Raw genomic sequence first — 25,492 nt, 5'->3', positions numbered from 1 at the left:
AGTATAATCAAGTACTCAGCGCTCGGAAAAACTGTTTATCTTTTACTAAAAATTGCCATGCGTTTTATCCTGTATCTTATCCTGTTGACAACCCCGTCTATAGCAGCACTGGCGCAACATCCGGACAGTGAGATCCGGCAGCTACTGGCGGTACAAACCAGCACCTGGAACCAGGGGAATATAGAAGGCTTTATGCAAACGTACTGGCAATCAGATTCATTATTGTTCGTCGGCAGCCATGGCCCCACATATGGCTGGCAGGCAACCCTGGACAGATACAAGAAATCTTACCCGGATACCGTCGCTATGGGCAAGCTGGATTTTAAGATCCTGGAAATCAGACCATTGGCAAAGGAGCTATACTTTGTAGTGGGAAAATGGCATTTACAGAGAAGCGCGGGAGATATGCAAGGGGCTTATACCCTATTGATAAAGAAAATCAAAGGTCAGTGGAAGATTATTGCCGATCATAGTAGTTAGGAATGGCATTAAAAAGAAAACCATCCCATGAATGGGACGGCCTGCTATACACCACAACATTAAAGAAGAATGTTACTAATCGTTTGATGTCCATAATAGGTTAATCAATAAACTATGGCAAACGAATTAGCTTTTATTATTTGAACGATCCTGATCCCTTGCCGCCAGGTTTTCGTCTTCCGGTTTCCCGGAAAGCTCACCATGAAGCGGATTGGTCTTAGTATCGGCTTTATCGGTTTTTAAAATTTCAGCCTTGTGCTGTAAAGGTTGTTTATGCTCTTCACTGGGAAGCTGTTTATCATCATGTAGCATGGATTTCCGTTTTACTTGTGAACAGTTCCTATTATCAATCGATACGATTATACCTTTGCAAAGTATGTACCATCCCGCAATACTTGCCAATAGGGCATTTCGTAATGCCTGGATGAGTAAATGCCTCCACACATTGCGTAATGCGACAACACAGGTGTCTCCCAAGTCTCCACAAATCGAACCAGGAAAAGTCTGGTGCAATAGATTGCATTTCATATGCTAAAATGATAATCTCAATATTTTAGCATAATTTTAATTCCTATATTCAGTAATAGGTACCCCGCAAACTATTTGTTATAAAGGGATAGAATTGATCAATGCGGCTTACTTTTTCACCCCAGAATGCTACCAAATGGCACAAAAGTTGAATATTCTAGTATTACGTTCTGAAGATAACTATTTGATTTAGACCTCAGTGGAGGGACCCCTGTTACCCTGGAACGATGGATAAACACGTCACATATTTATAACTAATAAAATTAAGCTTACTATGAACATCCGTAGTTACCAGTGGTCGGTACTGAAGAAATTGCTAAAACAACGTTTCACAGAGTTGTCAGATGAGGATCTGGTATTTGAATCTGGCAAAGAGAAAGAGCTGTATGTACGGTTGGAGCGTAAAATAGGCAAACCTCAGGAAGACGTAGCACGCATTATCAAAGGGATGCAGCAGGCGTATCTGCAACAAGCCCTCCTCTAATTCACTTAATCTTACCATCAATAAATGGCGAATGACGGAAAACGTTGTTCGCCATTTTTATTATTAATAATTGTCTGTAGTGTGGTTTTGTTTCCTCCACGTTTTCCACACAATGAAGAGGTATGCCACAAGTGTAATGAAAGCGAAGCTATAAAAGAAGATCATGCGGCCAGGGGTAGATTCCTCAGGCACAGCAAATCCAAGATATAATCCCAGAAAAACATTGATAATGCCCCAGAATAAAAACAAAAAGACGGTGCGGATGATGCGTACAAAATAATATACGATCCGCATATCCATTGGCGCCTTCTCATCTTCCCGTTGGGGAGTTTCCTGATTTTCCATTAGTGCTTTTTTGCGCGAATTAATAACTTACTGAATGCCAGGCTATCTCCTCTGAATACATTGAAGTCTACCGTAGTTGATATACCATTCACCCTGCCCCCATCATTGTGTTGCCAGAAGAGCCAGTTCCTTGCTGATGCCGGTTTCTTTTTCTGGTAATAATGGGCTACCCACAGTGGATAGTCATCAAATTCATCGCCCAGGTAGGTTTCGTAAAAATGCACGTTGGTATAAATGATGGGTTTTACGCCATATGCTTTTTTCATTTCTTCCAGCCATACCCGGGCCGTGCTTCTGATCACCGCTGGTGGCTGGCCGTTGCTCACTTCAATATCCAATACGGGTGGCAGGTCGCCCGGCTCCAGCTGTACTACATTCTGAAAATTGATGGCCTGCTTGAGCGGATCACGGGTAGCATAAAAAAAGTGATAGGCACCCCGCACCACCCCTGCCCGCCTGGCCCGGGACCAGTTCTGCCTGAAATTGCCATCCTGGCGGGTAATACCCTCCGTAGCTTTGATAAACGCAAATGAAATGTGGATCTTTTCCACCTGCATCTGCTGAACTGCTTCCCAGTTTATATTCTTTTGAAACTTGGAGACATCAATCCCATGTATTTCATAGTCTACAGGCATATCAATACCAAACTCCTCATATCTTACAAAGTTGAGTCTCCCTGTTTTTAACTGGTAATATACCAGACCGGCGGTGATAATCACCATTAATTGAAAGATGAAGACAACCAGGCGCCACCCTTTTTTTTCTCTGGACTTTGTCACGATAATAATAATTCTGCTTTTAGCATAGCCTTTGCTTTTGGAGTATCCGCTACGTTTTGACTATGTCAAATTTATAGCAAGTATAATATTATTATCCATAACCGATATAGTTATCTTATTTTTACAATATCCAAAGTGTTTGTGTTATGCCGGATTTTAATTGGAATGATTCGTTGAACCTGCTTTCTAAGTTTACCCTGCGTCGTGGTTGGAATGCCGGAAAAGTACTGAGCAGTTATTTTGTGAGTAAATGGTCTCGGAAACCAGTACAATGGGGCTTACCAATCTCCGTATCTTTCGAACCAACTACTTCCTGTAACCTTCGTTGCCCGGAATGTCCCAGTGGCTTACGTGCTTTTACCCGCCCTACGGGGATGCTGAATCAGGATTTTTTCAAAAAGACCATTGATGAGATCTCTAAAGATCTCTTCTACCTTATATTTTATTTTCAGGGAGAACCATACCTGAATACAGGGTTTCTGGACATGGTAAAATATGCCACCAGCAAAGGTTTGTATACAGCTACCTCTACGAACGCTCACTACCTTACGGACGAAAACGCCCGCAAAACGGTAGAAAGTGGTCTGGACCGCCTGATTATATCTATAGATGGTACCACACAGGATGTGTATACCCAATACCGCGTGGGCGGTAACCTGGAAAAGGTAATTCAGGGGGCTAAAAATATCGTGAAGTGGAAAAAAGAACTAAATTCCAAAAAGCCGTTTGTTTTCTTCCAGTTCCTCGTTGTAAAGCCTAACGAGCACCAGATTGAGGATATCAAATTGCTGGCAAAGGAAATCGGTGTGGACCAGGTTCGCTTCAAGACAGCGCAAGTGTATGATTATGAGGAAGGAAACCGATTGATTCCTACTATTGATAAATTTAGCCGTTACAAGCGCAACGAAGATGGGACCTATAAGATCAAGAACAAAATGGGGAATCATTGCTGGCGCCTGTGGCATGCACCTGTCATCACCTGGGATGGTCTGGTAGTACCTTGTTGTTTTGACAAGGACGCCCAGCATAAACTGGGCGATTTAAAACAACAGTCCATGAAGGAACTGTGGCACAATGAAAAGTATGTTGGTTTCCGCACCCAGTTGATGAAGGGCCGGGCCAATATCGATATCTGTGCAAACTGTAGCGAAGGTACCAAAGTATGGGGCTAATCTTCTTCGGAAGGAGTAGCCGCCATCTTGGCTTTCTTCTTTTTGCTTCTGCTCTTGCGAAATTTATCAAAGAGATTGATTCCCAATCTGACACCAATAAATTCCAATGCAGTCATCAGGGCATTGGTAGCGAATGATTTGGCATTGCTACTTTGCCAGGCTACTTTCGCTACCTTGCCTGCAATACCCATCCAACCCGAATGCTTCGCACTGCCGGGTATGATAGAATTGAGGGCCATCTTGCCATAATTGCCTTTGAAATAATCAACGCGGTCTCCCAGCTCATTTTCCAGCGCACGGGATTTTCTCTTTAATCTCAGGATCTCACTTTGTAGTGTGGTTGAGTTGGTGATCTTCACCTTGGGCATGTGTAATTATTTTTTCATGATGGTTAAATTATAACTGCTCATGATATTCATCTTCCTCCTCCATTTTGTCCAATTCCTTTTCCAGTTCTACCTCTTCCTTGGTTTCCATCTCCATTTCACTCACTAATTCTTTGATCAGCATATTGGATAGCGGGCGCTGAATAAGCGGCACGCGAAACCATAAGAGGATCAGGAGTAAAAAGATAAAAAGCCCTGCGGAACAAGAAAATCCAATTGTATAACTATTGGTCATTTCTCCTATCCAGAAGCCGAGTACCATTCCAAGAAATACGACAACAAAAAAGAACAGCAGGAAAGCCAGTATCAAAGAGAAAAAGAGCCCGAGGGCCCTTGATAGCTTTCCTGCTGCCTGGAGCTTAATGAGGTCCAGACGGGTTTCCAGATATTCTTTGGCAACCTTGCCGGTCTGGTTAAAATAGTTGCTGAAATTATCTTCCATGCAAATGATTTTAGTGCAATAAGGGATTAAGCCAGCTCATTTTCAAGGGCATCCTCATATTGCTCCTTTTTCTTCTTCAGTTTATCTTTCAGTTTGTCTGCCTGATATTTCAGCTTGTCTACAATTTCATCTTTCTTGTCAGAATTCAGGAAATAACCTACCGCAACACCTACTGCTGCGCCAACAATGAATGATACAACTGCTTTTGATCCGTTGCTTGCCATAATTTTTGGTTTTTAAGGTGAGTAATTAGATTAACATATTTGGAATATGACAGGTACAAACACTATTCCAAGAATTAAAAATTAAGGAAAAATACATGTTAAAAAAATAATACTGCGGGGTGGTTGATCGGCCATTGACCTATCAACCACCCGCATGTAGTTTTAGCAAAGGCCAAAGGCCATTGCTAAAACTACATGTATCTAAAATGAACAAAAAGGCCGCGAACGGTATTCTTTTTGTATCACATTCTATTACATTAACTTATCAACCTTATGAGCGTCATTGACAACGAACGCCTGAAACAGATCTGTTTCCTGCTTATCATCGTTTTGCTGGCTTCCCTCCTCTTCATGGAGCTGTATTCATTTTTCCCCGGTTTCCTTGGCGCAATCACACTCTATGTGATATCCCGCAATTACATGTTCAGACTGGTAGAAAAGCGCCACTGGAAAAAACCGCTGGCCGCTGCCATGTTAATGATCCTTTCCTTCATTATCTTTCTACTGCCAGTAGGGCTGATGATCAACATGCTCACTGACAAAGTAAGCTACGCCATTGCACACACATCAGAACTCATCGCTGGTCTCAAATCGCTCAATGAACGAATACATGGTGCTACTAAAATAGATGTGCTCTCACAGGTAAAACTGGAACAATTGCAGGGCTATTTGACCGCTGTTCTCCCCCGCCTGGTGGGCGCCACCTTCAACACGCTTACCACTATCGCTATCCTCTATTTTATTTTATATTTCATGTTGGTATCCGGCAGGGAAATGGAAGCTTACCTCTACGAATATATTCCGCTGAAAGATGAAAACGTACTAAGATTGGGCTCAGAATTCCGCAAACTGGTGATTGCCAATGCGGTGGGAATTCCCCTCATTGCTATCATACAGGGTATCGTCTCCCTGATCGGCTACCTTATTTTCCAAGTACCCGAACCAATATTTTGGTTTGCTGTCACCTGTTGTACTTCTATGCTGCCTGTAGTAGGTGCCGCTGCCGTATATGTTCCCATGGGCATATACCTCCTGGGCATAGGCAGTACCTGGCAGGGAATTGCCGTACTAGTCTACGGATTTGCCGTAGTAGGTACGTCAGATAATATCTTCAGATTTGTACTGGCTAAAAAGATTGGTGATGTACACCCTATGATTACCATATTCGGTGTGCTGGTTGGCGTGAACCTCTTTGGGTTTATAGGACTGATCTTCGGACCACTGTTGATATCTATGTTCATCCTGCTGCTGGAGATCTATTCAAATGAATTCCTCGTAAAGAAGCGGGAAGTAAGGATAGAAAAGTAATTACTTGTAGTAGTTATTGGTTGTAATATATGCCACTACATTGTCAGGTACCATGTATCGAATTGATTTTCCTTCTTTTATCCAATTCCTTATATCAGTTGCTGATATATCCAGCATAGGCGCTTCCAGTATTTTTACTGTGGCGCCATGTGTCTCTGTCACCTCATGCCCGGGCCGTTTGTACACATAGATCGGATAGTTCCTCACTATGTGCTGATAGTTGCGCCAGCGGGAAATGTTCTGAAAACTGTCACTCCCCATGATGATCACAAACTCTTGTGTCGGAAACTTCTCAGTCAGGTAAGCTAATGTATCAACAGTAAATGATGGTCTAGGTAACGAGAACTCTATGTTACTGGCCCTGAGCTTAGGCTCATCCTGTATGGCCAGTTCTACCAGGTGAAAACGGTTATGTTCATTGAGTAATGATGCCGATGGTTTTAATGGATTTTGTGGAGAAACGACCAGCCACACTTTGTCCAGATCCGTATGATATGCCACGAAATTCGCGATGATCATATGACCGGTATGTATAGGATTAAAGGATCCAAAATACAAGCCTATCTTCATGCCCCTTGCTTTTTGAAGCGTGAAAGTAAATAAATATGAGGAAAAATCAGGTAAGGGGCTTAAACTGTTCGAACATCATCCCACATTGACGACAGAAATGCATGGCCCTGCACAGGGTCGCACCGAAGGGAGAACGCATGAATGTATTTTCACTTCCACAGTGTGGACAGGTGACATGCAGCAGCATATCGGCTTCTATTTCACCCTGATGTACAGGCGGTGCCGCTATGCCAAATCCACGAAGTTTTTCCTTCGCCGTCTCGGTCAGTCTGTTGCTATTCCATTGTATAGCAGGATCTACGGTGACTTCTACCGGCAGTTGCAAATCATTACTCACCGTATCGCTGATCGTTTGTTTGATCACAGATATAGCCGGACAGGCAGAAAAAGTAGGGATCATTTTTATGTGAATCCCGGTTTCGTCTTGCCGTACATCTGTGATCATTCCCATTTCCAATATGTTCAATACAGGGATTTCCGGGTCCATGACCTTCTCCAAAGATTTATAAATGATCTTGATCATATCCATATACTTCCAGTTAAAAAGGTCACCAGGCGGCTGTGGGGTCCTGTCTGAATACTTCGCCCATTTCTTCCAGTAAGGAATGAAGATGTGGTGTATGCTCACCATATCTGCCTCCATAAGCTGGTGTTACTTTTTCTGGCAGATTCAGGGCTGCTTTTGTAAGAATGGGGTAAATATTATCTAACCAGCGCTCATAAAGAGCCTGCTCGCCAGGATAAATGTCACTTAATTGTGCATCATCCGGCCCAGGTTCAAAAATGCCACAGGCCAGCGGGAAACAATTATCCAGCGCCGCCTGCATTTTTCCATGACTTTCCTGCCCCCCCTTGCCAAGCTGTAGCATCCAGGCATCTGCATGCAGGGTATGGTATTTTAGTTCTCCTTTTACTTTTTTAGCCAGCTGTTGCAGAGGTACAAATTTGCTTTCCAGCAAACTATTGTATCGCACTGTTTCCGCATGGTCGAAAAGAAAATGCCGTACCAGACTGAATTCATATGTGCCGATTGGCATTTCTGTGAGATGACAGCATTTGTATTCATTCTCCCGCCGGAGAAATGCAAACTGGTCCGGATCCTGACCTCCAGGCATGTCCTGCAGGATGCGATAAAGCGCCCAGGCATGTCCGATCTTATCCTGTGCCATAGAAGAGAAAGCAATGTCTTCTTCCATTACAGGGCCCAGCCCCGTCCATTCTGAGTTACGGTGGCCCAGTATCAGGGCGTCGTCAGCCATTTTGGTGACGAATTTTTTTATTAAGTGTTCCATTATTGTCAGGGCTTACCTTTGAACTTATTGATCTTTTCCATCACCTTGAATCCGCTGGCGTCGCGGTAGGTCTTTTCCATATTGTTGGCAAACATGTCTTCGTCTTCCAGTTCGAAGGCCAGAATGTCAGCACTGCGTACCACCCATAGGTTCACACATTTCTTTCTTCTGCCAAACTGTTCTTTGGCGAAGATGAGGGCCATCTGCGGATCTGGCGCATGTACACATCCTACATGCTCATGGTGCGCACCACGTTTTTCCTGATGAAATACTTCATAGGCCAGCCAGTTTTCTCCTTCTTCTATTGTAAAGGGGGCGTCAATATTATTCAACCGGAGCCGGTTGACACGTGGATCTAGTGAGTCATTCATAATCGTGAAAAAAATACTTGTTAAGCTACGGGGGCTGTTTGTCGTTTCATTTCTTCTGGTCGCATCAGGGCTTTTCTGATCCAGCGGCCATTTTCTTCCGCCCATTTTCTTACGTCCAGTCTTTCTTTATTGCAAGGGCCATTTCCTTTGATCACTTCGAAAAACAGATCCCAGTCCGGGTCAGAATACTCCCATTTGCCGGTATCCGGGTTCTTCTTCAATAATGGATCAGGCAGGGTCATCCCCAACTCTAATATCTTCGGAACATAAGCATCCAGGAACTGATTACGCATATCATCATTGCTGGCCATCTTCACCTTCCATTGCATCAGCTTTTCACTGTGGTTAGAAGCTTTGTCAGGAGGGCCAAAGAAGTGCATAATCGGTTGCCACCAGCGGTTCAGCGCATCCTGCAGCATTGCTTTCTGCGCAGGGGTACCCGCGGCCAGTTCTATGAAAGCATCATGTCCCTGCTTGAGGTGAAAACTTTCTTCATAACAAATGCGTTCCAGTGCCCGGCAGTAAGGGCCGTAAGATCCTTTGGCATTCGCCACCTGGTTCACTATAGCCGCAGCATCGATCAGGAAACCGATCACAGTCACATCTGCCCAGGTCTCAGCAGGATAATTAAATACATTGGAGTATTTAGACTTGCCACTGAGCAGGTCGTTGATCATTGCTTCCCTCGATTTGCCAAGGGTCTCTGCTGCATTGTAGAGCAATTGGCCATGGCCAATTTCATCCTGTACCTTGGCTATGAGCGCCAGTTTGCGCTTAAAACCGGGAGCACGGGTGATCCAGGTGCCTTCTGGCAGAGCGCCGATGATTTCGGAATGAGCGTGCTGCTCTATGAGCCGGATCAATTGCTTGCGATATTCGGCCGGCATCCAGTCGCCGGGTTCGATTTTTTCCCCGTTAGCAATGCGCTTTTCAAAAGCGGCCAGTTTTTCGGGGTCGTCCTGGTCCTGTGTAGACTGGGGTTGCCGTTTCGGCTCTTCAAAGATGTATCCACCACCGTACATAGTGTGATTGTTTTGGTAACCTGTAAGTTACGAAAAATGTACCTTTAAATTGTGCTCAGTAAAATCATATGGACCTGTTGCCTTTGGGGATCGCTGATGAGTGCCAACCCCATCATCAAAGTTGTCTTTGTACCCGACAACAGGCCAGAGAATTCTCAATCTGATACACTCTTTTATCAATCTGATAGAAAACTGCAATGGTCCGATTTTCAGGCGACCCCGCCGGCCCACCCAAGGAGCGGCGCCGTATCTTACAGCAGCTTTGCCTACGAAGGGGGCAGTATCCGAAAAAAGGATACCCTCTACATCAACCTCACGCTACAGACATTTCATATCAAAAGCGCTTCCTGGGTGACCCCTGCTGTGAGGGATGATTACAGCCTGGCACACGAACAACTGCACTTCGACATTACCTGGCTGGTGGCCATGCGGTTCAGGAAAAAGGTCACACATATGGCACTCACTGCCGAAGACTACGACAGCATGATCCAATACGAATACATCGAATTCTTCAGGGAAATGAATCGGTTACAGAAAGCTTATGACAATGAAACCAGCCATGGACAAAACTATATCGCCCAGTATCGGTGGCGACAGGCTATCTCTGATTCGCTCAAAGCTTTATAGTCCCTTGTCTGCAGCCAACACCACATTCAGGATGTGATTTGTAGCCTGATAATAAAAAGATGGTTGAATATGCTCAAATTCATCACCAAGCTGGTGATAGTCAGGATGATCTTCTACCCCGAAATATAAAAATGGAATCTTCTGTTTATGGAATTCATACTGATCACTCTGGCTGATCCAGTTTTGACCACCATCTTCTTTATGATCGTGACCTGCTATTAGTTTTACTGTGCTGGATTTTGCTGTGGCTGGATCCACAAACGTCTTCAAAAAAGGATACGGCGTCACGCCACATACGTACAGTTCGTTTTTATCATTCCGGCTTACCATATCCAGATTTACATTCAGGATAAAACGGTTAGCTGCTACAGGAGGTTGTTTCAGAAAAGCGGCTGCACCTTTCAGCCCTTCTTCCTCACCATCAAAAGCGGCAAAGATGAGCGTATGTTGCGGTGCATGTTTCTTAAAATATCCCAGCACCGCCAGCAGACTACCTACGCCCGAAGCATTATCGTCTGCACCATTGTAGATGCTGTCTTTTCCTGCCTGATCTTTCTTAATTCCTAAGTGATCGTAGTGCGCGGTGATGACGATTATGGAATCTGACTTGCCTTTGATATAGCCATACAGATTGGTACCCATTACCTGCCTATCTCCCTCTCTGAAATAAAAAGGATACTCGTAGGTCTTATTAAAAGGCTGTAAACCAGATTGTTTGAAACGATCTAAGAGATAGAACTGGGCCATCCGGCTGCCTTTTGTGCCAGTGCGGCGGCCTTCAAATTTATCGGACGATAAAGTGCGGATGTCTTTAATGAGTTGAACAGAATCGATATTGGTCTGCGCTTTTGCAAATACACCTGTCAGTAACAGGGCACACAATATGGTTGTTTTCATAATCAGCTGGATGATAGTTCGCAATATAAACTATTTCACTGCGCTATCACCCTGCCGGAAAAAAGTATTAACTCAACAGCTGGAATGCCAGCAAACTACTCAGGTAAGCCAATGCTGTCATATATACAAACTGAATGGCGGGCAACTTCCACGACCTGGTTTCTCTCTTCACAATCGCCAGTGTACTCATACACTGCATGGCAAAGGCATAAAAAAGCATCAGCGATACGCCACTCGCCAGTGTGTACACAGGTCGCCCATCTCTCCAGGTAGCGCTGCTCATCTTTTGTCTTAAAGTAGCATCATTGTCTTCTTCCGATTCACCCACACTATACAATGTAGCCATAGTACCCACAAATACCTCACGGGCGGCAAAGGAAGTAATCAATGCAATACCGATCTTCCAATCAAAACCCAGTGGACGGATAGCAGGTTCTATTGCATGGCCCAATCCACCAGCATAGGAATTTGCCAGTTTTTCCATGGCCTCTTCCCTATCCAGGGCTTCAATTTTATCAGGTTGTGCTGCTTTTAGTTGTTCGTATCTGGTAGCGACCGCCTCCATCTTTTTCGAAGGTCCATACGATGCCAGGAACCAGAGGATAATGGAGATAACCATGATCACCTTACCGGCATCCATAATAAAGATCTTTGCCTTTTGGAGCATGGTGGTGCCTACATTCATCCAGCGGGGAGCACGGTATACCGGCAGTTCCATAATGAAGTAGCTCTTTTCCTTTATCCTGACAAACAGTTTGAGGATCGCTGCAATGATCAATGCCATTACAAAACCCAACAGGTATAGCCCCATCATCACCACACCCTGCAAATTGAGAATGCCTAGTACAGGTTTGTCAGGAATTACAAGGGCAATCATCACAGTATAAATAGGCAGACGGGCAGAGCAACTCATGAGTGGTGTGATCAGAATTGTAATCAGCCTTTCTTTCCTGTTTTCAATATTACGTGTTGCCATGATAGCAGGTACGGCACAAGCCACCCCACTGATCAGCGGCATTACAGACTTCCCATTCAAACCTACCTGACGCATCAGGCGATCTGTGAGGAAACTGATTCTGGCCATATAACCGGTATCTTCCAGAATGGTGATGAATCCAAAGAGGATCATGATCTGTGGTACGAATACCGCAATTCCACCCAAACCGGCGATGATACCATTAATAAAGATGTCGGAGATTTGATTCTGTGGCAGTACGTCAGAAAGCCAGCCACTCAGTGCGCCAAATCCACCTTCAATCCAGTCCATTGGAAAAGACGCCAGCCAGAAAATGCTCTGGAACATGATGGCCATGATCCCCAGCAGGATCACATACCCCCAGAAACGGTGCAGGAGCAGATCGTCGATCTTCTCTGTCTGTAACTGTTTCTGCAAAGGATCTGCCTCTACCACCGAGTTGCGCATGATATGCTTGATACGCGCATAGCGCTGCATGATCTCATCCGCCTGTACCTTGGTTTTATTAAACTGGTGGGTCTGAATTGCCTGGGTAATGGTTTCTTTTTGTGCCTTGTTCAGGAAGTGCAGTTCATTGTGATTCACGGCAATGTGCATAGCAGCATAATCACTCTTCACCGGTACTATCTTTTTAATATCGGTGATCAGCTCAGGAGCCAGGGCACGGCTATCTATAAAATCCCGGGGAGGAACAGCCTGTTTTTCCCGGGTTACGAGTTCTATAATCTTTTTCAGTTCCGGGAGTCCCTTGTTCTTGCGGGGATTGATGGATACCACTGGTACACCCAATTCTCTTTCCAGACCGGCTTCATCGATTTCCACACCCTTCTTACGGGCAATGTCCATCATGGTCAGGCCAATGATAACGGGGATCTTCAGGTCTATAATCTGGGAACAAAAGAGGAGGTTACGTTTCAGATTGGAAGCGTCGGCAATAATGAGGATAATGTCTGGAATTTCCTCTCCCTGAGGATTTACCAGTACATCGTACGTTACTAATTCATCGGCACTTTTGGGATAAAGGCTATAGGTACCGGGCAGGTCAATAATGTTGGCCTGAAGTGTGGCAGAGATATTGGCTGCACCCGTTTTCTTATCAACAGTAACCCCCGGGAAATTACCAACCTTCTGGTTCAGTCCTGTCAAAGCATTAAATAACGAGCTTTTGCCACTATTCGGATTCCCTACCAGCGCAATATTGATCTTTCCAGTTTTTGTAGCCTGCATTCCTTATCGTCGACGGTTAAAAAAACAAAACTAGGCATTTAAATGTCAGCTGTTTGATCAATTCGGGAAAAAGATCGTTAAATAAAAAACCACGGTGAAGACCGTGGTAATTTCCATTTCTTTAACTATTGAACTTATTGTGATGAAAAGCTTAGCTTAAAAGGTTGAAAAGGCTGTAGCTGATGGCATCTCCTTCAAAGGCTACTTTTCCTTTGCTGGTAGCGTTCGCTGACTTGCTGGTATCTTCTACCGGCGTCGTGTTACGCTCCTGTTTTCCTTTGTAGCGGTAATTATTTTCTAAAGAATCTTTGTCTGTTACACGGTTGTTGTCCTTCTTATCGATTCCGTCAGGAGTCATTTTCAGTACATGTACGCCGTCGTCATTGTTATCATCGTTGTCGTCATTATCGTCCCAACGGTGATGATCATCCCAATCGTTGTCCCAATCCCAGTTCCAGTTATGGTAGTGGTCACGAACTTTGCTGTCCATTTCCACCTGTTTGTTAACCGGTACCCGTACAATGATGCGTACGCGCTGGTCACGGAACTTACTGTTTCTTGGGATAGAGATACCTGCAGGCAGGTAAATCACGCTGTCCTGCTGTGTGATCGGATAAGAGATCTCTCTTGCCAGCGTTCTTGCCTGTGCAATGCTGCGTCCCCGGGAGCTACGTTGTACTTCAATATAGAAACTGTCATTCTTGCTTTTCTCGACACTCAAACGATAGTTATTAATGATAACAGTATCGTCAGCGAGCTTCAGGTCATCGTCAAAGAAAGTTTCTTCTACCTGAACCAGGTTCTCTGCCTCTTTAAAGACGATCTTCCCCTTAGAAGGTTGCACAAGGGCAAAATTTTCTTTTACGGTATTACGTAATCTGAAATCTTTGGCCACAGACACACCTACCAGTATAGCACATATCAAACCGGTGAACCAGAGGAAGCTGAGTGTATACCCCACATAGCGGTTAGTCTGTTTTACTCCTGTGAGCTTGCGGATAATGAATATGATAATCCCTACAACCGGTACACCGAGCAAGAGGAATACAGCTGGCCAGAAGAGCAGATTTTGCAATGTGCCTGCCAGCAGCAGGGCTTTGAATGGCAGAAGGACCGGAGAAGCAACTGTGATCATTACACCTACAAACAGCAGGATGAGGAGAATGACTACAGCCAGGAAGAAAAAGAAGCCCTTAGTCAGTACGATAAGAATGCGGCCTAGCACATCAAATAAGCTACGGCCAAAGCGTTCTATATCATTTCCAACTTGTCTTCCCCGGCCCTGAGAAAAATTTCGCACTTCATATTTAATGTTCTTTAAGTGGGCCTTGGTAGCGTTAATTTCATCCTGTACAGCAGTTCTGATGTTGTTCACATCTACGCGCTCTCCTCTCATCTGCAGCTTTTCAGCGGCAGTATTTGCTTCGGGTGTTACAACCCAAAGAATAAAGTATACCAGTATGCCGGAACCGAAACCACCAATCGCCAGCAAAGCGAAGATGATACGGAAGACAACCGGGTCTACATTCAGGTAAGCACCCAGACCTCCACACACACCGCCCAGTACCTTCGCATCCGGATCACGGTATAAACGCTTGCGGGTGCGGAAACTATCGTAGATAGGATCGTTGGAAGCAGCGGACTGCTGTTGTTGGGTATTTGTATCGTTGCCTTCTTCAAACTGGTCAGGTGTACCCATCACTGCTTTCACGCCTACGACATCTTCATCAGTGATGCAGTGAGCACCTTTCTTTATTTTATCCAGAAAGATCTCTGCAATCCGGCCTTCAATGTCACTCACAATCTCATCCGCACCTTCCTCCCTTGCAAAGTATTTTTTCAAACTGTCCAGGTATTGCCGCAATATCTCATATGCGCTATCCTCTATGGGAATAAGGCGGCTGGCCAGGTTTATGTTAATAATCTTTTTCATTGCTGATTGCTATTTAATAGGTTTTAGTTTGGATGATTTTGTTATTGTTTACTTGTTAGCTGATGTACCGCATTTGCCAGTTCGTTCCAGGTCTTTTCCAGGTCCAGATAAAAGGCTTCTCCTTTGTCGGTCATGGAGAAATATTTCCTTGGAGGCCCCGACATACTTTCTTCCCATCTGTACTTCAGTAATTCTGCGTTCTTCAAGCGTGTTAATAAAGGATAAAGAGTGCCCTCCAGGATATCCAGCTTTGCTTCTTTCATTTTTTCTATGATATCTGAAGGGTAAGCTTCTCCTTGCTTGATGATGCTCAGGATGCAAAATTCCAGCACGCCCTTTCGCATCTGTGATTGTGTGTTATCTATGTTCATGGCAAGTGAGCTTTATTAATTGTCTTCTTATTTGCATTATGATTGGTTTTTGATATTTACAATTCAAAGATAAGGAGTTTTATACTACTATGCAATACACAATACCTTTTTAAGCAAAATAATTTGCTTTGTTTATTACCTAAAAAGAAATAAACAATTAATATTCAATGAATTAATGTTTTAGGGCAAATAAAAAATAATGATGAACGGTAAGAAAAATCATCTTTAACATATTTTTAAATCGTATATTTACGATACGTCTCAGCTTTTGTTATTTTTGTAAAGACACATGAAAAAGATTATCGGCATATTCCTTCTTACACTGATGTGTATCCAGCTCCTTCCAATAAAGGAGATGGGAAGGTTACTGTTTAATAATCAGATTGTGGAGGAACACCCCTCAGATGGGTGCTCGGGTGACGATGGAGTTAAGATCGCCAAAGACTTAAAATGGCTGAAACACCATGATCACTCTCTTCACGAACCTTCCCTTTATCTCAGCAAGATCCATTATACATTAATGGAAGCTATTCCCCAGGGACCCGCCCGGGAAATACACTGCCCTCCTCCAAACTGCTAACTGCTCATTTTCTTTAATTCTTTTGCATCAGGCATAGTATGCCTTTCGATGCCGCTTTTACACATTTACTACTCAAACACAAAATTCCAACAGGAAGGTTATGCCCACGCCACAAGGCGCACTGGCATCGCTATTCCTGTGACCAACCACGCGCAAGCGTATTTAAATGCTATTGACTATGAGCAGGCAAAATATATTTTCGAACGTCAAAGGCGACCTCTCTTCCGGTCTTGTTGTATTCTTGATTGCGGTGCCTTTATGTCTTGGTATTGCACTGGCATCCGGAGCACCCCTGTTCTCAGGTATGATCGCAGGCATTATCGGGGGCCTGGTGATTGGCTCCCTCAGCGGCGCACAGCTGAGTGTAAGCGGTCCTGCTGCCGGTCTTACTGCTGTCGTGCTTTCTGCCATCACCAAGTTTGGCGTATTCGACGTATTTCTCATGGCAGTTGTGATCGGTGGTGTGATTCAGTTGGCGCTGGGCCTCCTCAAGGCAGGTTCCGTAGCCAACTACTTCCCTTCCAATGTGATCAAAGGGATGCTCACCGCCATCGGTATCATTATTATACTCAAGCAACTTCCACATGCCTTTGGCTATGATGCTGATTCTGAAGGAGACTTTACCTTTATCCAGGTAGACGGCCATAATAGCATCTCTGCTTTGCTGTCCACTATCAACCACATTCACCTGGGTGCGACTTTGATTTGTATTATTTCCGTGCTGATCATCCTCTACTGGAACAAAATTCCTAAAGTAGGGGTGATCCCCGCGGCATTGGTAGCCGTAATTACCGCTGTCGTGCTGAATGGAATTTTCATTGCTTTAGGTAGCAAACTGGCCATCGCTCCCTCTCACCTGGTGAGCCTGCCGGTACCTAATAGCTTTGGAGATTTTATCGGCCAGTTTACCACACCTGATTTCAGTGCCATCACCAACAAGGAAGTTTGGATCGTAGGCGCTACCATCGCAATCGTCGCTTCTGTAGAAACACTACTCAATGTAGAAGCAACTGATAAACTGGATCCGCTGAAAAGACATACACCTCCTAACCGTGAACTGCAGGCACAGGGTATTGGTAACATTATAAGTGGTATGATCGGCGGTCTGCCTATCACCTCAGTGATCGTACGTTCATCTGCCAATATCAATGCAGGCGGCCGTACCAAACTCGCTACTATTGCTCATGGTACACTGCTCCTGGTATGTGCTGCCCTGATCCCTACCATCCTGAACAAGATTCCGCTGGCTACCCTGGCTGCCGTACTACTGGTGACCGGTTATAAGCTCTGCAAGATCTCCATCTTCAAAGAGATGTTCAAAAATGGTAAGTATCAATGGGTGCCTTTCGTGGTAACTGTACTCGCTATCGTATTTACTGACCTCCTGATTGGTATCACACTTGGTATGGCGGTGAGTGTAATTGCCATCCTCAGGGGTAACATGCGTAGCTCCTACTACTTCCGTAAGGAAAAATACCACAATGGTGACAGCATCAAGCTGGAACTGGCACAGGAAGTATCTTTCCTGAACAAAGCCAGCATCCTACTCACGCTCGATCACCTGCCGGAAAATACTACCGTGGTCATCGATGCGAGCAATACAACCTATATAGATTTCGATGTCCTGGAATCTATCAGGGAATTTAAAGATGTAAAAGCGGCTCAAAAGAATATTAACGTGGTGCTGACGGGGTTTAAAGACGTATATAAAATACAGAATTCGGAAAATATTCCGGCAGATTACCAAGCCAATATTACCTCCGGACACGTACATACAATATCCACCGGTAATCATGAACAACTACTGAAGGAATTGCAGCTTAATTAATCATATTGTTAATCCGCCATTTAAAAACCAATAAAACAAGTGAAAAGAATGAAAACATTAAATAAATCTCTGCAAGACAAACTGACTCCAGCTACTACCCTGGAACTGCTGAAAAATGGTAACGCACGCTTCGTGGAAAACCTCCGCCTGCACCGCGACCACCTGGACCAGATCAATGAAACCCGCGATGGTCAATGGCCAATGGCTGCTATCGTGAGCTGTATGGACTCCCGTACATCTGCAGAACTGATCTTCGACCAGGGTCTGGGCGATATCTTCAGTATCCGTCTGGCTGGTGCCGTTATCTCTGAAAATGTACTGGGTAGCCTGGAATATGCTTGTAAAGTAGCCGGTTCCAAGTTCATAGTTGTGCTGGGCCACAGCAAATGCGGTGCGATCAAAGGCGCCTGCGACAAAGTAGAAATGGGTAACCTGACTGCGCTGCTGGGTAGGATCACCCCTGCTGTGTATGCAGAAAAAACTATCAAAGAAGATAGAACCTCTCATAATCCTGCTTTCGTGGATGCAGTTACGCATATCCATACAGAACGTTCTGTACAGGCGATTATGGAGCAAAGTACCATTTTACGCGAAATGATCCTGAGTGGAGAAGTAGGTATTATCGGAGCCATGTATGATGTCGAAACGGGCGTAGTAAGTTTCCTGGAGAACACACTGATTATCGGTGAGGAAGTAGTGAAAGAGCAACTGGAAGCTGTGACCGTGTAAGACAAGCCCTGCTTGTAGTCATATACAAAGTAGAAGCCGCTCTGATTACAGGGCGGCTTTTTTATATCTTTCTCAGGCGCTCTACGGCCTTTTCGAGTGTTTCATTCTTTTTGGCAAAACAGAACCTGACTACGTGGTCATCTTTACCATCTTCATAAAAGGCAGATACCGGAATGCTCGCTACCCCAAATTCTTTGGTGATCCGGATCGCAAAATCCTTATCCCCTTCATCAGAAATACGGTCATATTTCATGAGCTGGAAATAACTGCCGGAGGAATGTAACGGTGTAAACCGGGTATCCTTCATCAGCGACAGGAAGTAATCTCTCTTTTCCTGGAAGAATGCAGGCAACCCCAGGTACTGATCCGGCTGTTGAAGGAACTTAGCCAGGCCATACTGCATAGGTGTATTCACAGAGAAACAGAGGTACTGATGAACCTTTCTGTATTCCGCCATCAGGTGAGCCGGCGCAATACAATAGCCCATTTTCCAACCGGTGATGTGAAATACCTTTCCGAAAGAGAAAGTAACAAAGCTGTTTTTGAGTAAGGAAGGATAGCGCAACATGCTCAGGTGTTCCTGACCATCGTATACGAGGTGCTCATATACTTCGTCAGAAAGGATGTAGATATTATGCTCCGCCACCAGTTTTTCCAGTTCGGCAATGTCATTCGCAGTAAGAATGCTGCCGGTCGGATTGTGGGGTGTGTTTAGAATGATCATTTTAGTACGGGCAGTAATCTTACTACGTACCAGTGACCAGTCTATATGATAGTCAGGAAATGAAAGAGGAATGCGAACCGGTACGCCACCATTCACCAGTACATTGGGAATATAGCTGTCGTAAGCTGGTTCAAAAATGATCACCTCATCGCCAGGACCAATCACGGTGGCAATGGCGGTGAAGATAGCATACGTACCACCCGGCGTCACGGTGATTTCTGTATCCGCATTGATGGTCTGACCGTACAGATTGTGGATCTTTTGGGCAATGGCCTCGCGCAGAGGTAGAATACCTGCCATGGGAGCATACTGGTTATAGCCCGCCTCCATAGCTTCGTTCACAAGGTGCTTCAGGGTTTCGTTACAATCAAAATCCGGAAAGCCCTGCGATAGGTTGATAGCAGCATGCTGCGCCGCCAGGCCCGACATGACGGTGAAAATCGTTGTTCCTACATTGGGTAATTTGGACATATCTTAAAGGTACTTCTCTCCTTTGTTACGCTTTACCTCCGCCACGTATTCCTTGATTTGCTGCTCATTATCTTTACGGCAGATCAGCAGTACGTCGTTAGTATCTACCACGATGAACTCATCGAGCCCCTGTAATACCAGCAATTTATCATGAGGAGCCTTTACCATACAGTTCGTCGTATCTATCATCATTACATTCTTACCCTGAATGGCGTTGCCTGCTTCATCCCTTTCCAGGTTCTCATAGGCCGATGCCCAGGTACCCAGGTCGCTCCATCCGAAATTGGCAGGAATCACGTACACATTATCCGCTTTTTCCATGATACCGTAATCAATAGAGATATTGGAACACTGAGGGTAGATGGTCTCAATCGCCTTTTTCTCATTAGGGGTATTCAGGGCGGCGCTGTATTGTTGAAAGAGTTCATCCACCTCCGGCAGGTAGATCTTAAGGGCGGCGAGAATAGTTTTCACGTTCCAAACAAAGATACCGGCGTTCCAGAGGAAGTCTCCACTTTGTATAAAGGTCCTGGCCAGCTCTAAGTTAGGTTTTTCTGTGAAGGTCTTCACAGGATATACATTATCTGCAACCTGTTGGGTTTCAAACTGTATGTACCCAAATCCTGTATCAGGGCGGGTTGGTTTAATGCCCAGGGTTACCAGTGCGCTGTGTTTCTGTACGAACATCAGGGCATTGAGACAGGTGCTGGTAAATGCAGTCGCATCCATAATCAGGTGATCGGCCGGCGCACAGATGATGTTCGCCTTAGGGTCCTGACCATAGATCTTGTGCGAAATATATGCTATGCAGGGTGCAGTGTTCTTACGGGATGGCTCGGCGACAATATTGTCGACAACCACATCCGGTAGCTGTTCCTGCACCTTGCCGATATAATGCTGGTGCGTAACTACAAAAATATTTTCCCGTGGAATAAATTGGGAGAATCGCTCATATGTCCATTGCAGAAGGCTTTTCCCGGTATTTAAAATATCGAGGAACTGCTTTGGGTATTCCGTGCGGCTAAAGGGCCAAAACCGGCTACCTATACCTCCGGCCATAATGGCCACATAAAAATGCCTGTTCACGTAAGTCATCGTGTCAAATAATTCCTTCCCGGATTAAATCATGTAAATGAATAATACCTATATACTTCTTGTCATCCAGCACTAACAACTGCGTAATATCGTGTTGTCTCATCAACTCCAGGGCATTTACCGCCAGTTCATCACCTTGAATCGTTTTAGGGTGGCGAGACATAATATCACTGGCAGTCACATTGTCAGTTGACATACTCTTTTCCAGCATACGGCGTAGATCACCATCAGTGATAATCCCGCCAAGTTGGTCATTGCTATCCAAAACGGCCGTAACTCCCAGCATGCCGGAAGAAATAGCCACGATTACATTCTTCAATGAACTGTTCAGGTATACCTTGGGCGCATCGTGCTGACGGCATAGATCCAATACCTTGAGATACAATTTCTTACCAAGTGTACCCCCCGGATGGAATTTTGCAAAATCAGCTGTCGTAAAACCATGCCATTCTATCAAACACACAGCCAGCGCATCCCCCATTGCCAATTGGGCAGTGGTGCTCGTGGTAGGCGCCAGGTTGTTGGGACAGGCCTCCTGGTCAACGGTGGTATTTAAAAAGAGGTCAGCCTCCCGGGCCAGATAAGATTCTACATTGCCCGTTATGGCAATCAGTTTGTTGCCAAAACTCTTGATCAATGGTACCAGTACCTTGATCTCCGGCGAGTTGCCGCTTTTTGAAATACAGAGAATAATATCTTCGTCCCTGATCATCCCCAGATCTCCATGAATAGCATCAGCTGCATGCATGTAGAGGGCGGCGGTACCTGTGGAATTAAGTGTAGCCACAATTTTCTGGCCAATGATAGCACTCTTGCCGATGCCAGTGATCACTACCCGGCCGGAACATCCGGCTATGAGTGCCACTGCCTGCTCAAAGTCAGCATTGATAAACTTTGTTAGATTGTTTATCGCTGCAGCCTCCATCTGAAGTGTCCTTTTTGCTATAGCTGCTATATTAATGTCCGTTCTGTTTTTCATGAGCACTGCAAAGTTAACCAGTATTCAGCAGATTCAGTCCTATACATGGACCTATTTTATAATGAGTTGCCTTATTCTTACCCCACTACTTACCTGCCGTAGCCCCCACCTGTTGACCCTGCCGCTAAACCGCATGCCAAAGCAGTACTGGACTTCATTTCGGATAAATTTAATTGGGGGTCAATGCAATTTTAGTTAACTTCGTGTCCCCTAAAAAACACATAAACAATATCCATAATTTGTTACTTTCTTTAGAGTTTATTTGTTTTAAATTTTGAATGCAATGGCTGTTGTAAAGGTAAGTTTGATAGATGCATTACGGGAACATTTTGGATTCGATTCTTTCAAAGGGAATCAGGAAATTATAATTAAAAGCATTCTTGCACGGAAAGATACTTTTGTCATCATGCCTACCGGCGGTGGAAAGTCTCTTTGCTACCAGCTACCGGCATTAATGAGTCCAGGATGTGCTCTGATCGTCTCTCCGCTCATAGCTTTAATGAAAAACCAGGTAGATCTAGTACGCTCCTACAGTAGCAAGGATAATGTAGCGCATTTTCTAAATTCTACCCTTTCTAAAGCTCAAATCAAGAAAGTAAGAACTGATCTCCTATCTGGAAAGACTAAAATGTTATACGTAGCCCCGGAAACATTGACCAAGACCGAAAATCTTGAGTTTTTCAAGGAACTGGAAATCTCTTTTATAGCAGTGGACGAAGCGCACTGTATTTCTGAGTGGGGACACGATTTCCGCCCGGAATACCGCCGCCTCAAGGAAATGACAGATATGATCAATCCCGATCTGCCTATCATCGCCCTCACGGCCACCGCGACTCCTAAAGTTCAAAGCGATATCGTTAAAAACCTGGGTCTTCGAAGTCCCGAGGTATATCTCTCCTCTTTTAACAGGCCCAACCTCTATTATGAGATCCGCCCGAAAAGGAAGAAAGAACAAACCATTCGCGAAATAGTCAAGTTTATCCATCTTCATAAGGGTAAAAGCGGTATCATCTATACACTGAACCGTAAAACCACCGAAGAACTGGCAGATATGCTGACGGCCAATAACATTAAGGCCGTTGCTTACCATGCCGGTCTGGATGCCGGTACCCGCGCACAACGTCAGGACATGTTCCTGCACGAAGACTGCGAGGTGATCGTAGCTACCATCGCCTTCGGTATGGGTATCGATAAGCCGGATGTTCGGTTTGTTATACACTACAACATTCCTAAGAGCCTTGAAAACTACTACCAGGAAACAGGCCGTGCCGGTCGAGATGGACTGGAAGGTATCTGTGTCTGCTTCTACTCCTACAAGGACGTACAGAAGCTGGAACATCTAATGCGTGACAAGCCACTCAGCGAAAGGGAAATGGGCGCCCAGCTCATCAACGAAACCGTTGCCTATGCTGAAAGCTCTGCCTGCCGCCGCAAAGTGATTCTCCACTACTTCGGAGAGAAGTACGATCAGGGACAGTGTAACGGCGCCTGCGACAACTGCCGCAATCCAAAAGAGAAAATTGAAGTAAAAAACCGTGTAGTCATCGTACTGAAAGCCATCCAGTCACTGGAAGAACGCTTTGGAACCGACTACGTTGTCAATATCATCACTGGCAAGATCAACCCTCAGATCACCACCTACGGACACAACCAGCTGGAAGTGTTCGGCGAGGGTAAAGAATTCGATGCACACTTCTGGAACTCCCTCATCCGTCAGATGATGCTGGAAGACCTGATCGCTAAAGACATCGAAGAATATGGCCTGCTAAAGATCACTGATAAGGGTAAAAAGTTCCTCAAGACGCCTTACTCTATCATGGTCTCACTCAACCACCAATTTGAAGAAGAAGGCAATGAAGAAGATGAAGTAGCTGCAGAAGCCCAGGCTTCCGCAGACCCTGTTCTCTTTGAAATGCTGAAAGAGCTCCGTAAAAAGGTAGCGAAAGAAAAGAACCTGCCCCCATTCGTCATCTTCCTCGAAACCTCCCTCGAAGATATGGCGACCCAGTACCCTACCACTGTACAGGAATTGGAAAAAATACAGGGTGTGAGCAAGGGTAAAGCCGTACGCTATGGCAAACAGTTCGTAGATGTTATCTCTAAATATGTAGCCGAAAATGACATTGTAAAACCGGACGATTTCGTCATGAAGAGCGTGGTGAATAAGAGCGGGCTGAAAGTGTTCATTATCCAGAACATCGATAAGAAAATGCCACTGGAAACCATCGCCCGCAACAAAGAACTCACCATTCCTCAATTGCTGGACGAAATGGAAACCATCGTGGCAAGCGGTACCAAACTCAATCTCGATTATTGCATCGACGAAGAACTGGACGACTATGCCCAGGACGAGATCCTTGAATACTTCAAAGGCTGCGAGACTTCCAGTCTGGCACTGGCCCGCGAAGAACTCATCGATAGCGACTATACCCTTGAACAATTGAAATTGATGCGTATTAAGTTCCTCGTAGTATACGGGAACTAAAAAAACAACTATGGGACAGGATTTGATCAGGGCAGCGATTGCGCCTGTAAGAGAACAGATTATTCAACATCGATTATACAATGAAATGCAACGCATGGAAGACATCCGGTCTTTCATGCAGTACCATGTCTTCGCCGTATGGGATTTCATGTCACTCTTAAAATCATTGCAACGAAACCTCACCTGCACGACCCTGCCATGGGTACCTGTAGGGAGTGCAGCCACCCGCTTTCTGATCAATGAGATCGTAACGGGCGAAGAGAGTGATATCGATCCGGATGGCAAGCGTGTAAGCCATTTCGAACTGTACCTGGATGCGATGAAACAGGTAGGTGCCGATACATCAGTAATGGAAACTGCCCTGCATTCCCTGCAAAAAGGTATAGCCCTTGCCGATATCTTCAAGACCTTCCCTTCTGCTGCCAAAGATTTTGTGCAACATACATTCGCCCTGATCGAAAAAGCACCGATACATGTGCAGGCAGCTGTCTTCACCTTTGGCCGTGAAGACCTCATCCCTGATATGTTCGTGGCGCTGGTAAACGATCTGGACAAACAATTCCCGGGACAGATCAGCCTGTTCAAGTATTATCTGGAACGCCATATTGAAGTGGATGGTGATCACCACAGTCACCTCGGCATGGAGATGGTACAAGAGCTTTGTGGCAATGATGCACACAAGTGGAAAGAAGCTGCTAGCGCATGTCGAGAAGCATTGGAGCAGCGAAACGCGCTGTGGACAGGCATTTTGGAAGAAATTCGTGCAACTGCAACAATTTCTTAGAATAATATTTGGATTTTAAATTCATATTTTGTTATCTTTGCACTCCCTTCGAATGAAGGATGTGAGAAAAGAGATGGTGTGGTAGCTCAGTTGGTAGAGCAAAGGACTGAAAATCCTTGTGTCGCCGGTTCGATTCCGGCCCTCACCACAAAGGAAAGCCTCAACAAATGTTGAGGCTTTTTTATTTTTAGCCAGCTCCCATTGCCGTGTATTAATCCGGATCAAGTTGAAAACTTGGAGGATTTTCCTCGTAGCACCAGCAATATTCGCCGAACCATTGTAAAAAATCCTCTCCTCTATACTTGTTACTCCGATTACAAACCTGCTGACGTCCATCGTTTTCCTGATAAAGGAATATTTATCTAATTTTTTTATCGAAGATC

Annotated in this window: 28 protein-coding genes and 1 tRNA gene; 11 read left to right on the top strand and 18 right to left on the bottom strand. The window is 44.9% G+C overall.

Annotated features, from left to right (window positions below; all coding sequences use genetic code 11):
* Positions 1-57: 57 nt before the first annotated feature.
* Complete coding sequence (locus BW716_RS19555) at positions 58-480, top strand: DUF4440 domain-containing protein (protein WP_083725081.1); 423 nt, start codon at positions 58-60, stop codon at positions 478-480.
* 126 nt (positions 481-606) lie between these two features.
* On the opposite strand, the gene BW716_RS36190 is transcribed toward BW716_RS19555, so the two are convergent.
* Positions 607-792: a hypothetical protein gene (locus BW716_RS36190; protein WP_143708919.1), complete on the bottom strand. Its 186-nt coding sequence runs from the start codon at positions 790-792 to the stop codon at positions 607-609.
* A 490-nt stretch (positions 793-1,282) separates the two neighbouring features.
* On the opposite strand from BW716_RS36190, the gene BW716_RS19545 reads away from it, so the two are divergent.
* Positions 1,283-1,492, top strand: a complete 210-nt coding sequence (locus tag BW716_RS19545; RefSeq protein ID WP_083725077.1) for a hypothetical protein — start codon at positions 1,283-1,285, stop codon at positions 1,490-1,492.
* 63 nt (positions 1,493-1,555) lie between these two features.
* Here BW716_RS19545 and BW716_RS19540 read toward each other — a convergent pair whose 3' ends face one another.
* Both BW716_RS19540 and BW716_RS19535 read right to left on the bottom strand, forming a co-directional pair.
* Positions 1,556-1,837 (bottom strand): hypothetical protein, encoded by a 282-nt coding sequence (locus BW716_RS19540; protein ID WP_083725075.1) that lies wholly within the window; start codon positions 1,835-1,837, stop codon positions 1,556-1,558.
* On the bottom strand, positions 1,837-2,616 hold the full coding sequence (locus BW716_RS19535) for a glycoside hydrolase family 25 protein (protein ID WP_083725073.1): 780 nt from the start codon (positions 2,614-2,616) through the stop codon (positions 1,837-1,839). Before BW716_RS19535 ends, BW716_RS19540 begins: the two co-directional genes overlap by 1 nt.
* Before the next feature lie 146 nt (positions 2,617-2,762).
* Between BW716_RS19535 and BW716_RS19530 the strand changes: the two genes are divergently transcribed.
* Positions 2,763-3,788: an SPASM domain-containing protein gene (locus tag BW716_RS19530; RefSeq protein ID WP_083725071.1), complete on the top strand. Its 1,026-nt coding sequence runs from the start codon at positions 2,763-2,765 to the stop codon at positions 3,786-3,788.
* On the opposite strand, the gene BW716_RS19525 is transcribed toward BW716_RS19530, so the two are convergent.
* From BW716_RS19525 to BW716_RS19515, 3 genes are read right to left on the bottom strand one after another with little or no spacing between them, the layout of a single operon-like run.
* Positions 3,785-4,156, bottom strand: coding sequence for a hypothetical protein (locus BW716_RS19525; protein ID WP_083725069.1), 372 nt, complete (start codon positions 4,154-4,156; stop codon positions 3,785-3,787). The genes BW716_RS19530 and BW716_RS19525 overlap by 4 nt on opposite strands.
* Before the next feature lie 28 nt (positions 4,157-4,184).
* Positions 4,185-4,616 carry a hypothetical protein gene (locus BW716_RS19520; protein WP_083725067.1) on the bottom strand — a complete coding sequence of 144 codons (432 nt, stop codon included), beginning with the start codon at positions 4,614-4,616 and terminating at the stop codon, positions 4,185-4,187.
* A 26-nt stretch (positions 4,617-4,642) separates the two neighbouring features.
* On the bottom strand, positions 4,643-4,840 hold the full coding sequence (locus BW716_RS19515; RefSeq protein WP_083725065.1) for a YtxH domain-containing protein: 198 nt from the start codon (positions 4,838-4,840) through the stop codon (positions 4,643-4,645).
* A 273-nt stretch (positions 4,841-5,113) separates the two neighbouring features.
* Between BW716_RS19515 and BW716_RS19510 the strand changes: the two genes are divergently transcribed.
* Positions 5,114-6,148 carry an AI-2E family transporter gene (locus BW716_RS19510; RefSeq protein ID WP_083725063.1) on the top strand — a complete coding sequence of 345 codons (1,035 nt, stop codon included), beginning with the start codon at positions 5,114-5,116 and terminating at the stop codon, positions 6,146-6,148.
* Here BW716_RS19510 and nadD read toward each other — a convergent pair whose 3' ends face one another.
* Genes nadD through paaA form a run of 5 tightly spaced genes read right to left on the bottom strand, consistent with a single transcriptional unit; the run spans position 6,149 to position 9,403 of the window.
* Positions 6,149-6,718 carry a nicotinate (nicotinamide) nucleotide adenylyltransferase gene (gene nadD / locus BW716_RS19505; RefSeq protein ID WP_083725061.1) on the bottom strand — a complete coding sequence of 190 codons (570 nt, stop codon included), beginning with the start codon at positions 6,716-6,718 and terminating at the stop codon, positions 6,149-6,151.
* A 46-nt stretch (positions 6,719-6,764) separates the two neighbouring features.
* The gene (gene paaD, locus BW716_RS19500; protein WP_179091192.1) at positions 6,765-7,241 is read right to left on the bottom strand and encodes a 1,2-phenylacetyl-CoA epoxidase subunit PaaD; all 477 of its coding nucleotides are present in this window, start codon (positions 7,239-7,241) and stop codon (positions 6,765-6,767) included.
* Between the two features lie 25 nt (positions 7,242-7,266).
* A complete protein-coding gene (gene paaC, locus BW716_RS19495) occupies positions 7,267-8,010 on the bottom strand; it encodes a 1,2-phenylacetyl-CoA epoxidase subunit PaaC (RefSeq protein ID WP_083725057.1) in 744 nt (247 codons plus the stop codon).
* A gap of 5 nt (positions 8,011-8,015) precedes the next feature.
* On the bottom strand, positions 8,016-8,381 hold the full coding sequence (locus tag BW716_RS19490; protein WP_083725055.1) for a 1,2-phenylacetyl-CoA epoxidase subunit B: 366 nt from the start codon (positions 8,379-8,381) through the stop codon (positions 8,016-8,018).
* Between the two features lie 20 nt (positions 8,382-8,401).
* Positions 8,402-9,403 carry a 1,2-phenylacetyl-CoA epoxidase subunit PaaA gene (gene paaA / locus BW716_RS19485; protein ID WP_083725053.1) on the bottom strand — a complete coding sequence of 334 codons (1,002 nt, stop codon included), beginning with the start codon at positions 9,401-9,403 and terminating at the stop codon, positions 8,402-8,404.
* 51 nt (positions 9,404-9,454) lie between these two features.
* Between paaA and BW716_RS19480 the strand changes: the two genes are divergently transcribed.
* The gene (locus BW716_RS19480; RefSeq protein ID WP_143708918.1) at positions 9,455-10,030 is read left to right on the top strand and encodes a hypothetical protein; all 576 of its coding nucleotides are present in this window, start codon (positions 9,455-9,457) and stop codon (positions 10,028-10,030) included.
* On the opposite strand, the gene BW716_RS19475 is transcribed toward BW716_RS19480, so the two are convergent.
* From BW716_RS19475 to BW716_RS19460, 4 genes are all read right to left on the bottom strand, one after another.
* Positions 10,025-10,927 carry a M28 family peptidase gene (locus tag BW716_RS19475; protein ID WP_083725049.1) on the bottom strand — a complete coding sequence of 301 codons (903 nt, stop codon included), beginning with the start codon at positions 10,925-10,927 and terminating at the stop codon, positions 10,025-10,027. The two genes, BW716_RS19480 and BW716_RS19475, sit on opposite strands and share 6 nt — an antisense overlap.
* A gap of 67 nt (positions 10,928-10,994) precedes the next feature.
* The gene (gene feoB, locus BW716_RS19470) at positions 10,995-13,130 is read right to left on the bottom strand and encodes a ferrous iron transport protein B (protein ID WP_083725047.1); all 2,136 of its coding nucleotides are present in this window, start codon (positions 13,128-13,130) and stop codon (positions 10,995-10,997) included.
* 151 nt (positions 13,131-13,281) lie between these two features.
* Positions 13,282-15,063: a PspC domain-containing protein gene (locus BW716_RS19465; RefSeq protein ID WP_083725045.1), complete on the bottom strand. Its 1,782-nt coding sequence runs from the start codon at positions 15,061-15,063 to the stop codon at positions 13,282-13,284.
* A 41-nt stretch (positions 15,064-15,104) separates the two neighbouring features.
* Complete coding sequence (locus BW716_RS19460) at positions 15,105-15,434, bottom strand: PadR family transcriptional regulator (RefSeq protein ID WP_083725043.1); 330 nt, start codon at positions 15,432-15,434, stop codon at positions 15,105-15,107.
* A gap of 289 nt (positions 15,435-15,723) precedes the next feature.
* Between BW716_RS19460 and BW716_RS19455 the strand changes: the two genes are divergently transcribed.
* From BW716_RS19455 to BW716_RS19445, 3 genes are all read left to right on the top strand, one after another.
* The gene (locus BW716_RS19455; protein WP_083725041.1) at positions 15,724-16,014 is read left to right on the top strand and encodes a hypothetical protein; all 291 of its coding nucleotides are present in this window, start codon (positions 15,724-15,726) and stop codon (positions 16,012-16,014) included.
* Positions 16,015-16,192: 178 nt separating this feature from the next.
* Positions 16,193-17,842, top strand: a complete 1,650-nt coding sequence (locus BW716_RS19450; protein ID WP_083725039.1) for a SulP family inorganic anion transporter — start codon at positions 16,193-16,195, stop codon at positions 17,840-17,842.
* 48 nt (positions 17,843-17,890) lie between these two features.
* Positions 17,891-18,571, top strand: coding sequence for a carbonic anhydrase family protein (locus BW716_RS19445; protein ID WP_083725037.1), 681 nt, complete (start codon positions 17,891-17,893; stop codon positions 18,569-18,571).
* 61 nt (positions 18,572-18,632) lie between these two features.
* Here the strand turns inward: BW716_RS19445 and BW716_RS19440 are convergent, their stop codons facing one another.
* From BW716_RS19440 to BW716_RS19430, 3 genes are read right to left on the bottom strand one after another with little or no spacing between them, the layout of a single operon-like run.
* On the bottom strand, positions 18,633-19,766 hold the full coding sequence (locus BW716_RS19440) for a methionine aminotransferase (RefSeq protein WP_083725035.1): 1,134 nt from the start codon (positions 19,764-19,766) through the stop codon (positions 18,633-18,635).
* Between the two features lie 3 nt (positions 19,767-19,769).
* Positions 19,770-20,861 (bottom strand): mannose-1-phosphate guanylyltransferase, encoded by a 1,092-nt coding sequence (locus tag BW716_RS19435; protein ID WP_083725033.1) that lies wholly within the window; start codon positions 20,859-20,861, stop codon positions 19,770-19,772.
* A gap of 4 nt (positions 20,862-20,865) precedes the next feature.
* Positions 20,866-21,840 carry an SIS domain-containing protein gene (locus BW716_RS19430; RefSeq protein ID WP_083725031.1) on the bottom strand — a complete coding sequence of 325 codons (975 nt, stop codon included), beginning with the start codon at positions 21,838-21,840 and terminating at the stop codon, positions 20,866-20,868.
* A gap of 283 nt (positions 21,841-22,123) precedes the next feature.
* On the opposite strand from BW716_RS19430, the gene recQ reads away from it, so the two are divergent.
* From recQ to BW716_RS19415, 3 genes are all read left to right on the top strand, one after another.
* Positions 22,124-24,325 carry a DNA helicase RecQ gene (gene recQ / locus BW716_RS19425; RefSeq protein WP_083725029.1) on the top strand — a complete coding sequence of 734 codons (2,202 nt, stop codon included), beginning with the start codon at positions 22,124-22,126 and terminating at the stop codon, positions 24,323-24,325.
* 10 nt (positions 24,326-24,335) lie between these two features.
* Positions 24,336-25,109 carry a DUF3050 domain-containing protein gene (locus BW716_RS19420; RefSeq protein ID WP_083725027.1) on the top strand — a complete coding sequence of 258 codons (774 nt, stop codon included), beginning with the start codon at positions 24,336-24,338 and terminating at the stop codon, positions 25,107-25,109.
* Between the two features lie 75 nt (positions 25,110-25,184).
* Positions 25,185-25,257, top strand: a tRNA-Phe gene (locus BW716_RS19415).
* Positions 25,258-25,492 lie beyond the last annotated feature (235 nt).

Origin of the sequence: [Flexibacter] sp. ATCC 35208, from assembly GCF_001975825.1 — a bacterium.
Lineage (GTDB): Bacteria > Bacteroidota > Bacteroidia > Chitinophagales > Chitinophagaceae > Chitinophaga.
Note: the sequence above shows the minus strand (reverse complement) of the source record. Positions and strands in the feature narration are given on the sequence as shown.

Coding starts and splice junctions, on each gene's coding strand:
- BW716_RS19555 (WP_083725081.1), top strand. CDS start 58: ATGCGTTTTATCCTGTATCTTATCCTGTTGACAACCCCGTCTATAGCA.
- BW716_RS36190 (WP_143708919.1), bottom strand. CDS start 792: ATGCTACATGATGATAAACAGCTTCCCAGTGAAGAGCATAAACAACCT.
- BW716_RS19545 (WP_083725077.1), top strand. CDS start 1,283: ATGAACATCCGTAGTTACCAGTGGTCGGTACTGAAGAAATTGCTAAAA.
- BW716_RS19540 (WP_083725075.1), bottom strand. CDS start 1,837: ATGGAAAATCAGGAAACTCCCCAACGGGAAGATGAGAAGGCGCCAATG.
- BW716_RS19530 (WP_083725071.1), top strand. CDS start 2,763: ATGCCGGATTTTAATTGGAATGATTCGTTGAACCTGCTTTCTAAGTTT.
- BW716_RS19525 (WP_083725069.1), bottom strand. CDS start 4,156: ATGCCCAAGGTGAAGATCACCAACTCAACCACACTACAAAGTGAGATC.
- BW716_RS19520 (WP_083725067.1), bottom strand. CDS start 4,616: ATGGAAGATAATTTCAGCAACTATTTTAACCAGACCGGCAAGGTTGCC.
- BW716_RS19515 (WP_083725065.1), bottom strand. CDS start 4,840: ATGGCAAGCAACGGATCAAAAGCAGTTGTATCATTCATTGTTGGCGCA.
- BW716_RS19510 (WP_083725063.1), top strand. CDS start 5,114: ATGAGCGTCATTGACAACGAACGCCTGAAACAGATCTGTTTCCTGCTT.
- nadD (WP_083725061.1), bottom strand. CDS start 6,718: ATGAAGATAGGCTTGTATTTTGGATCCTTTAATCCTATACATACCGGT.
- paaD (WP_179091192.1), bottom strand. CDS start 7,241: ATGATCAAGATCATTTATAAATCTTTGGAGAAGGTCATGGACCCGGAA.
- paaC (WP_083725057.1), bottom strand. CDS start 8,010: ATGGAACACTTAATAAAAAAATTCGTCACCAAAATGGCTGACGACGCC.
- BW716_RS19490 (WP_083725055.1), bottom strand. CDS start 8,381: ATGAATGACTCACTAGATCCACGTGTCAACCGGCTCCGGTTGAATAAT.
- paaA (WP_083725053.1), bottom strand. CDS start 9,403: ATGTACGGTGGTGGATACATCTTTGAAGAGCCGAAACGGCAACCCCAG.
- BW716_RS19475 (WP_083725049.1), bottom strand. CDS start 10,927: ATGAAAACAACCATATTGTGTGCCCTGTTACTGACAGGTGTATTTGCA.
- feoB (WP_083725047.1), bottom strand. CDS start 13,130: ATGCAGGCTACAAAAACTGGAAAGATCAATATTGCGCTGGTAGGGAAT.
- BW716_RS19465 (WP_083725045.1), bottom strand. CDS start 15,063: ATGAAAAAGATTATTAACATAAACCTGGCCAGCCGCCTTATTCCCATA.
- BW716_RS19460 (WP_083725043.1), bottom strand. CDS start 15,434: ATGAACATAGATAACACACAATCACAGATGCGAAAGGGCGTGCTGGAA.
- BW716_RS19455 (WP_083725041.1), top strand. CDS start 15,724: ATGAAAAAGATTATCGGCATATTCCTTCTTACACTGATGTGTATCCAG.
- BW716_RS19450 (WP_083725039.1), top strand. CDS start 16,193: ATGAGCAGGCAAAATATATTTTCGAACGTCAAAGGCGACCTCTCTTCC.
- BW716_RS19445 (WP_083725037.1), top strand. CDS start 17,891: ATGAAAACATTAAATAAATCTCTGCAAGACAAACTGACTCCAGCTACT.
- BW716_RS19440 (WP_083725035.1), bottom strand. CDS start 19,766: ATGTCCAAATTACCCAATGTAGGAACAACGATTTTCACCGTCATGTCG.
- BW716_RS19435 (WP_083725033.1), bottom strand. CDS start 20,861: ATGACTTACGTGAACAGGCATTTTTATGTGGCCATTATGGCCGGAGGT.
- BW716_RS19430 (WP_083725031.1), bottom strand. CDS start 21,840: ATGAAAAACAGAACGGACATTAATATAGCAGCTATAGCAAAAAGGACA.
- recQ (WP_083725029.1), top strand. CDS start 22,124: ATGGCTGTTGTAAAGGTAAGTTTGATAGATGCATTACGGGAACATTTT.
- BW716_RS19420 (WP_083725027.1), top strand. CDS start 24,336: ATGGGACAGGATTTGATCAGGGCAGCGATTGCGCCTGTAAGAGAACAG.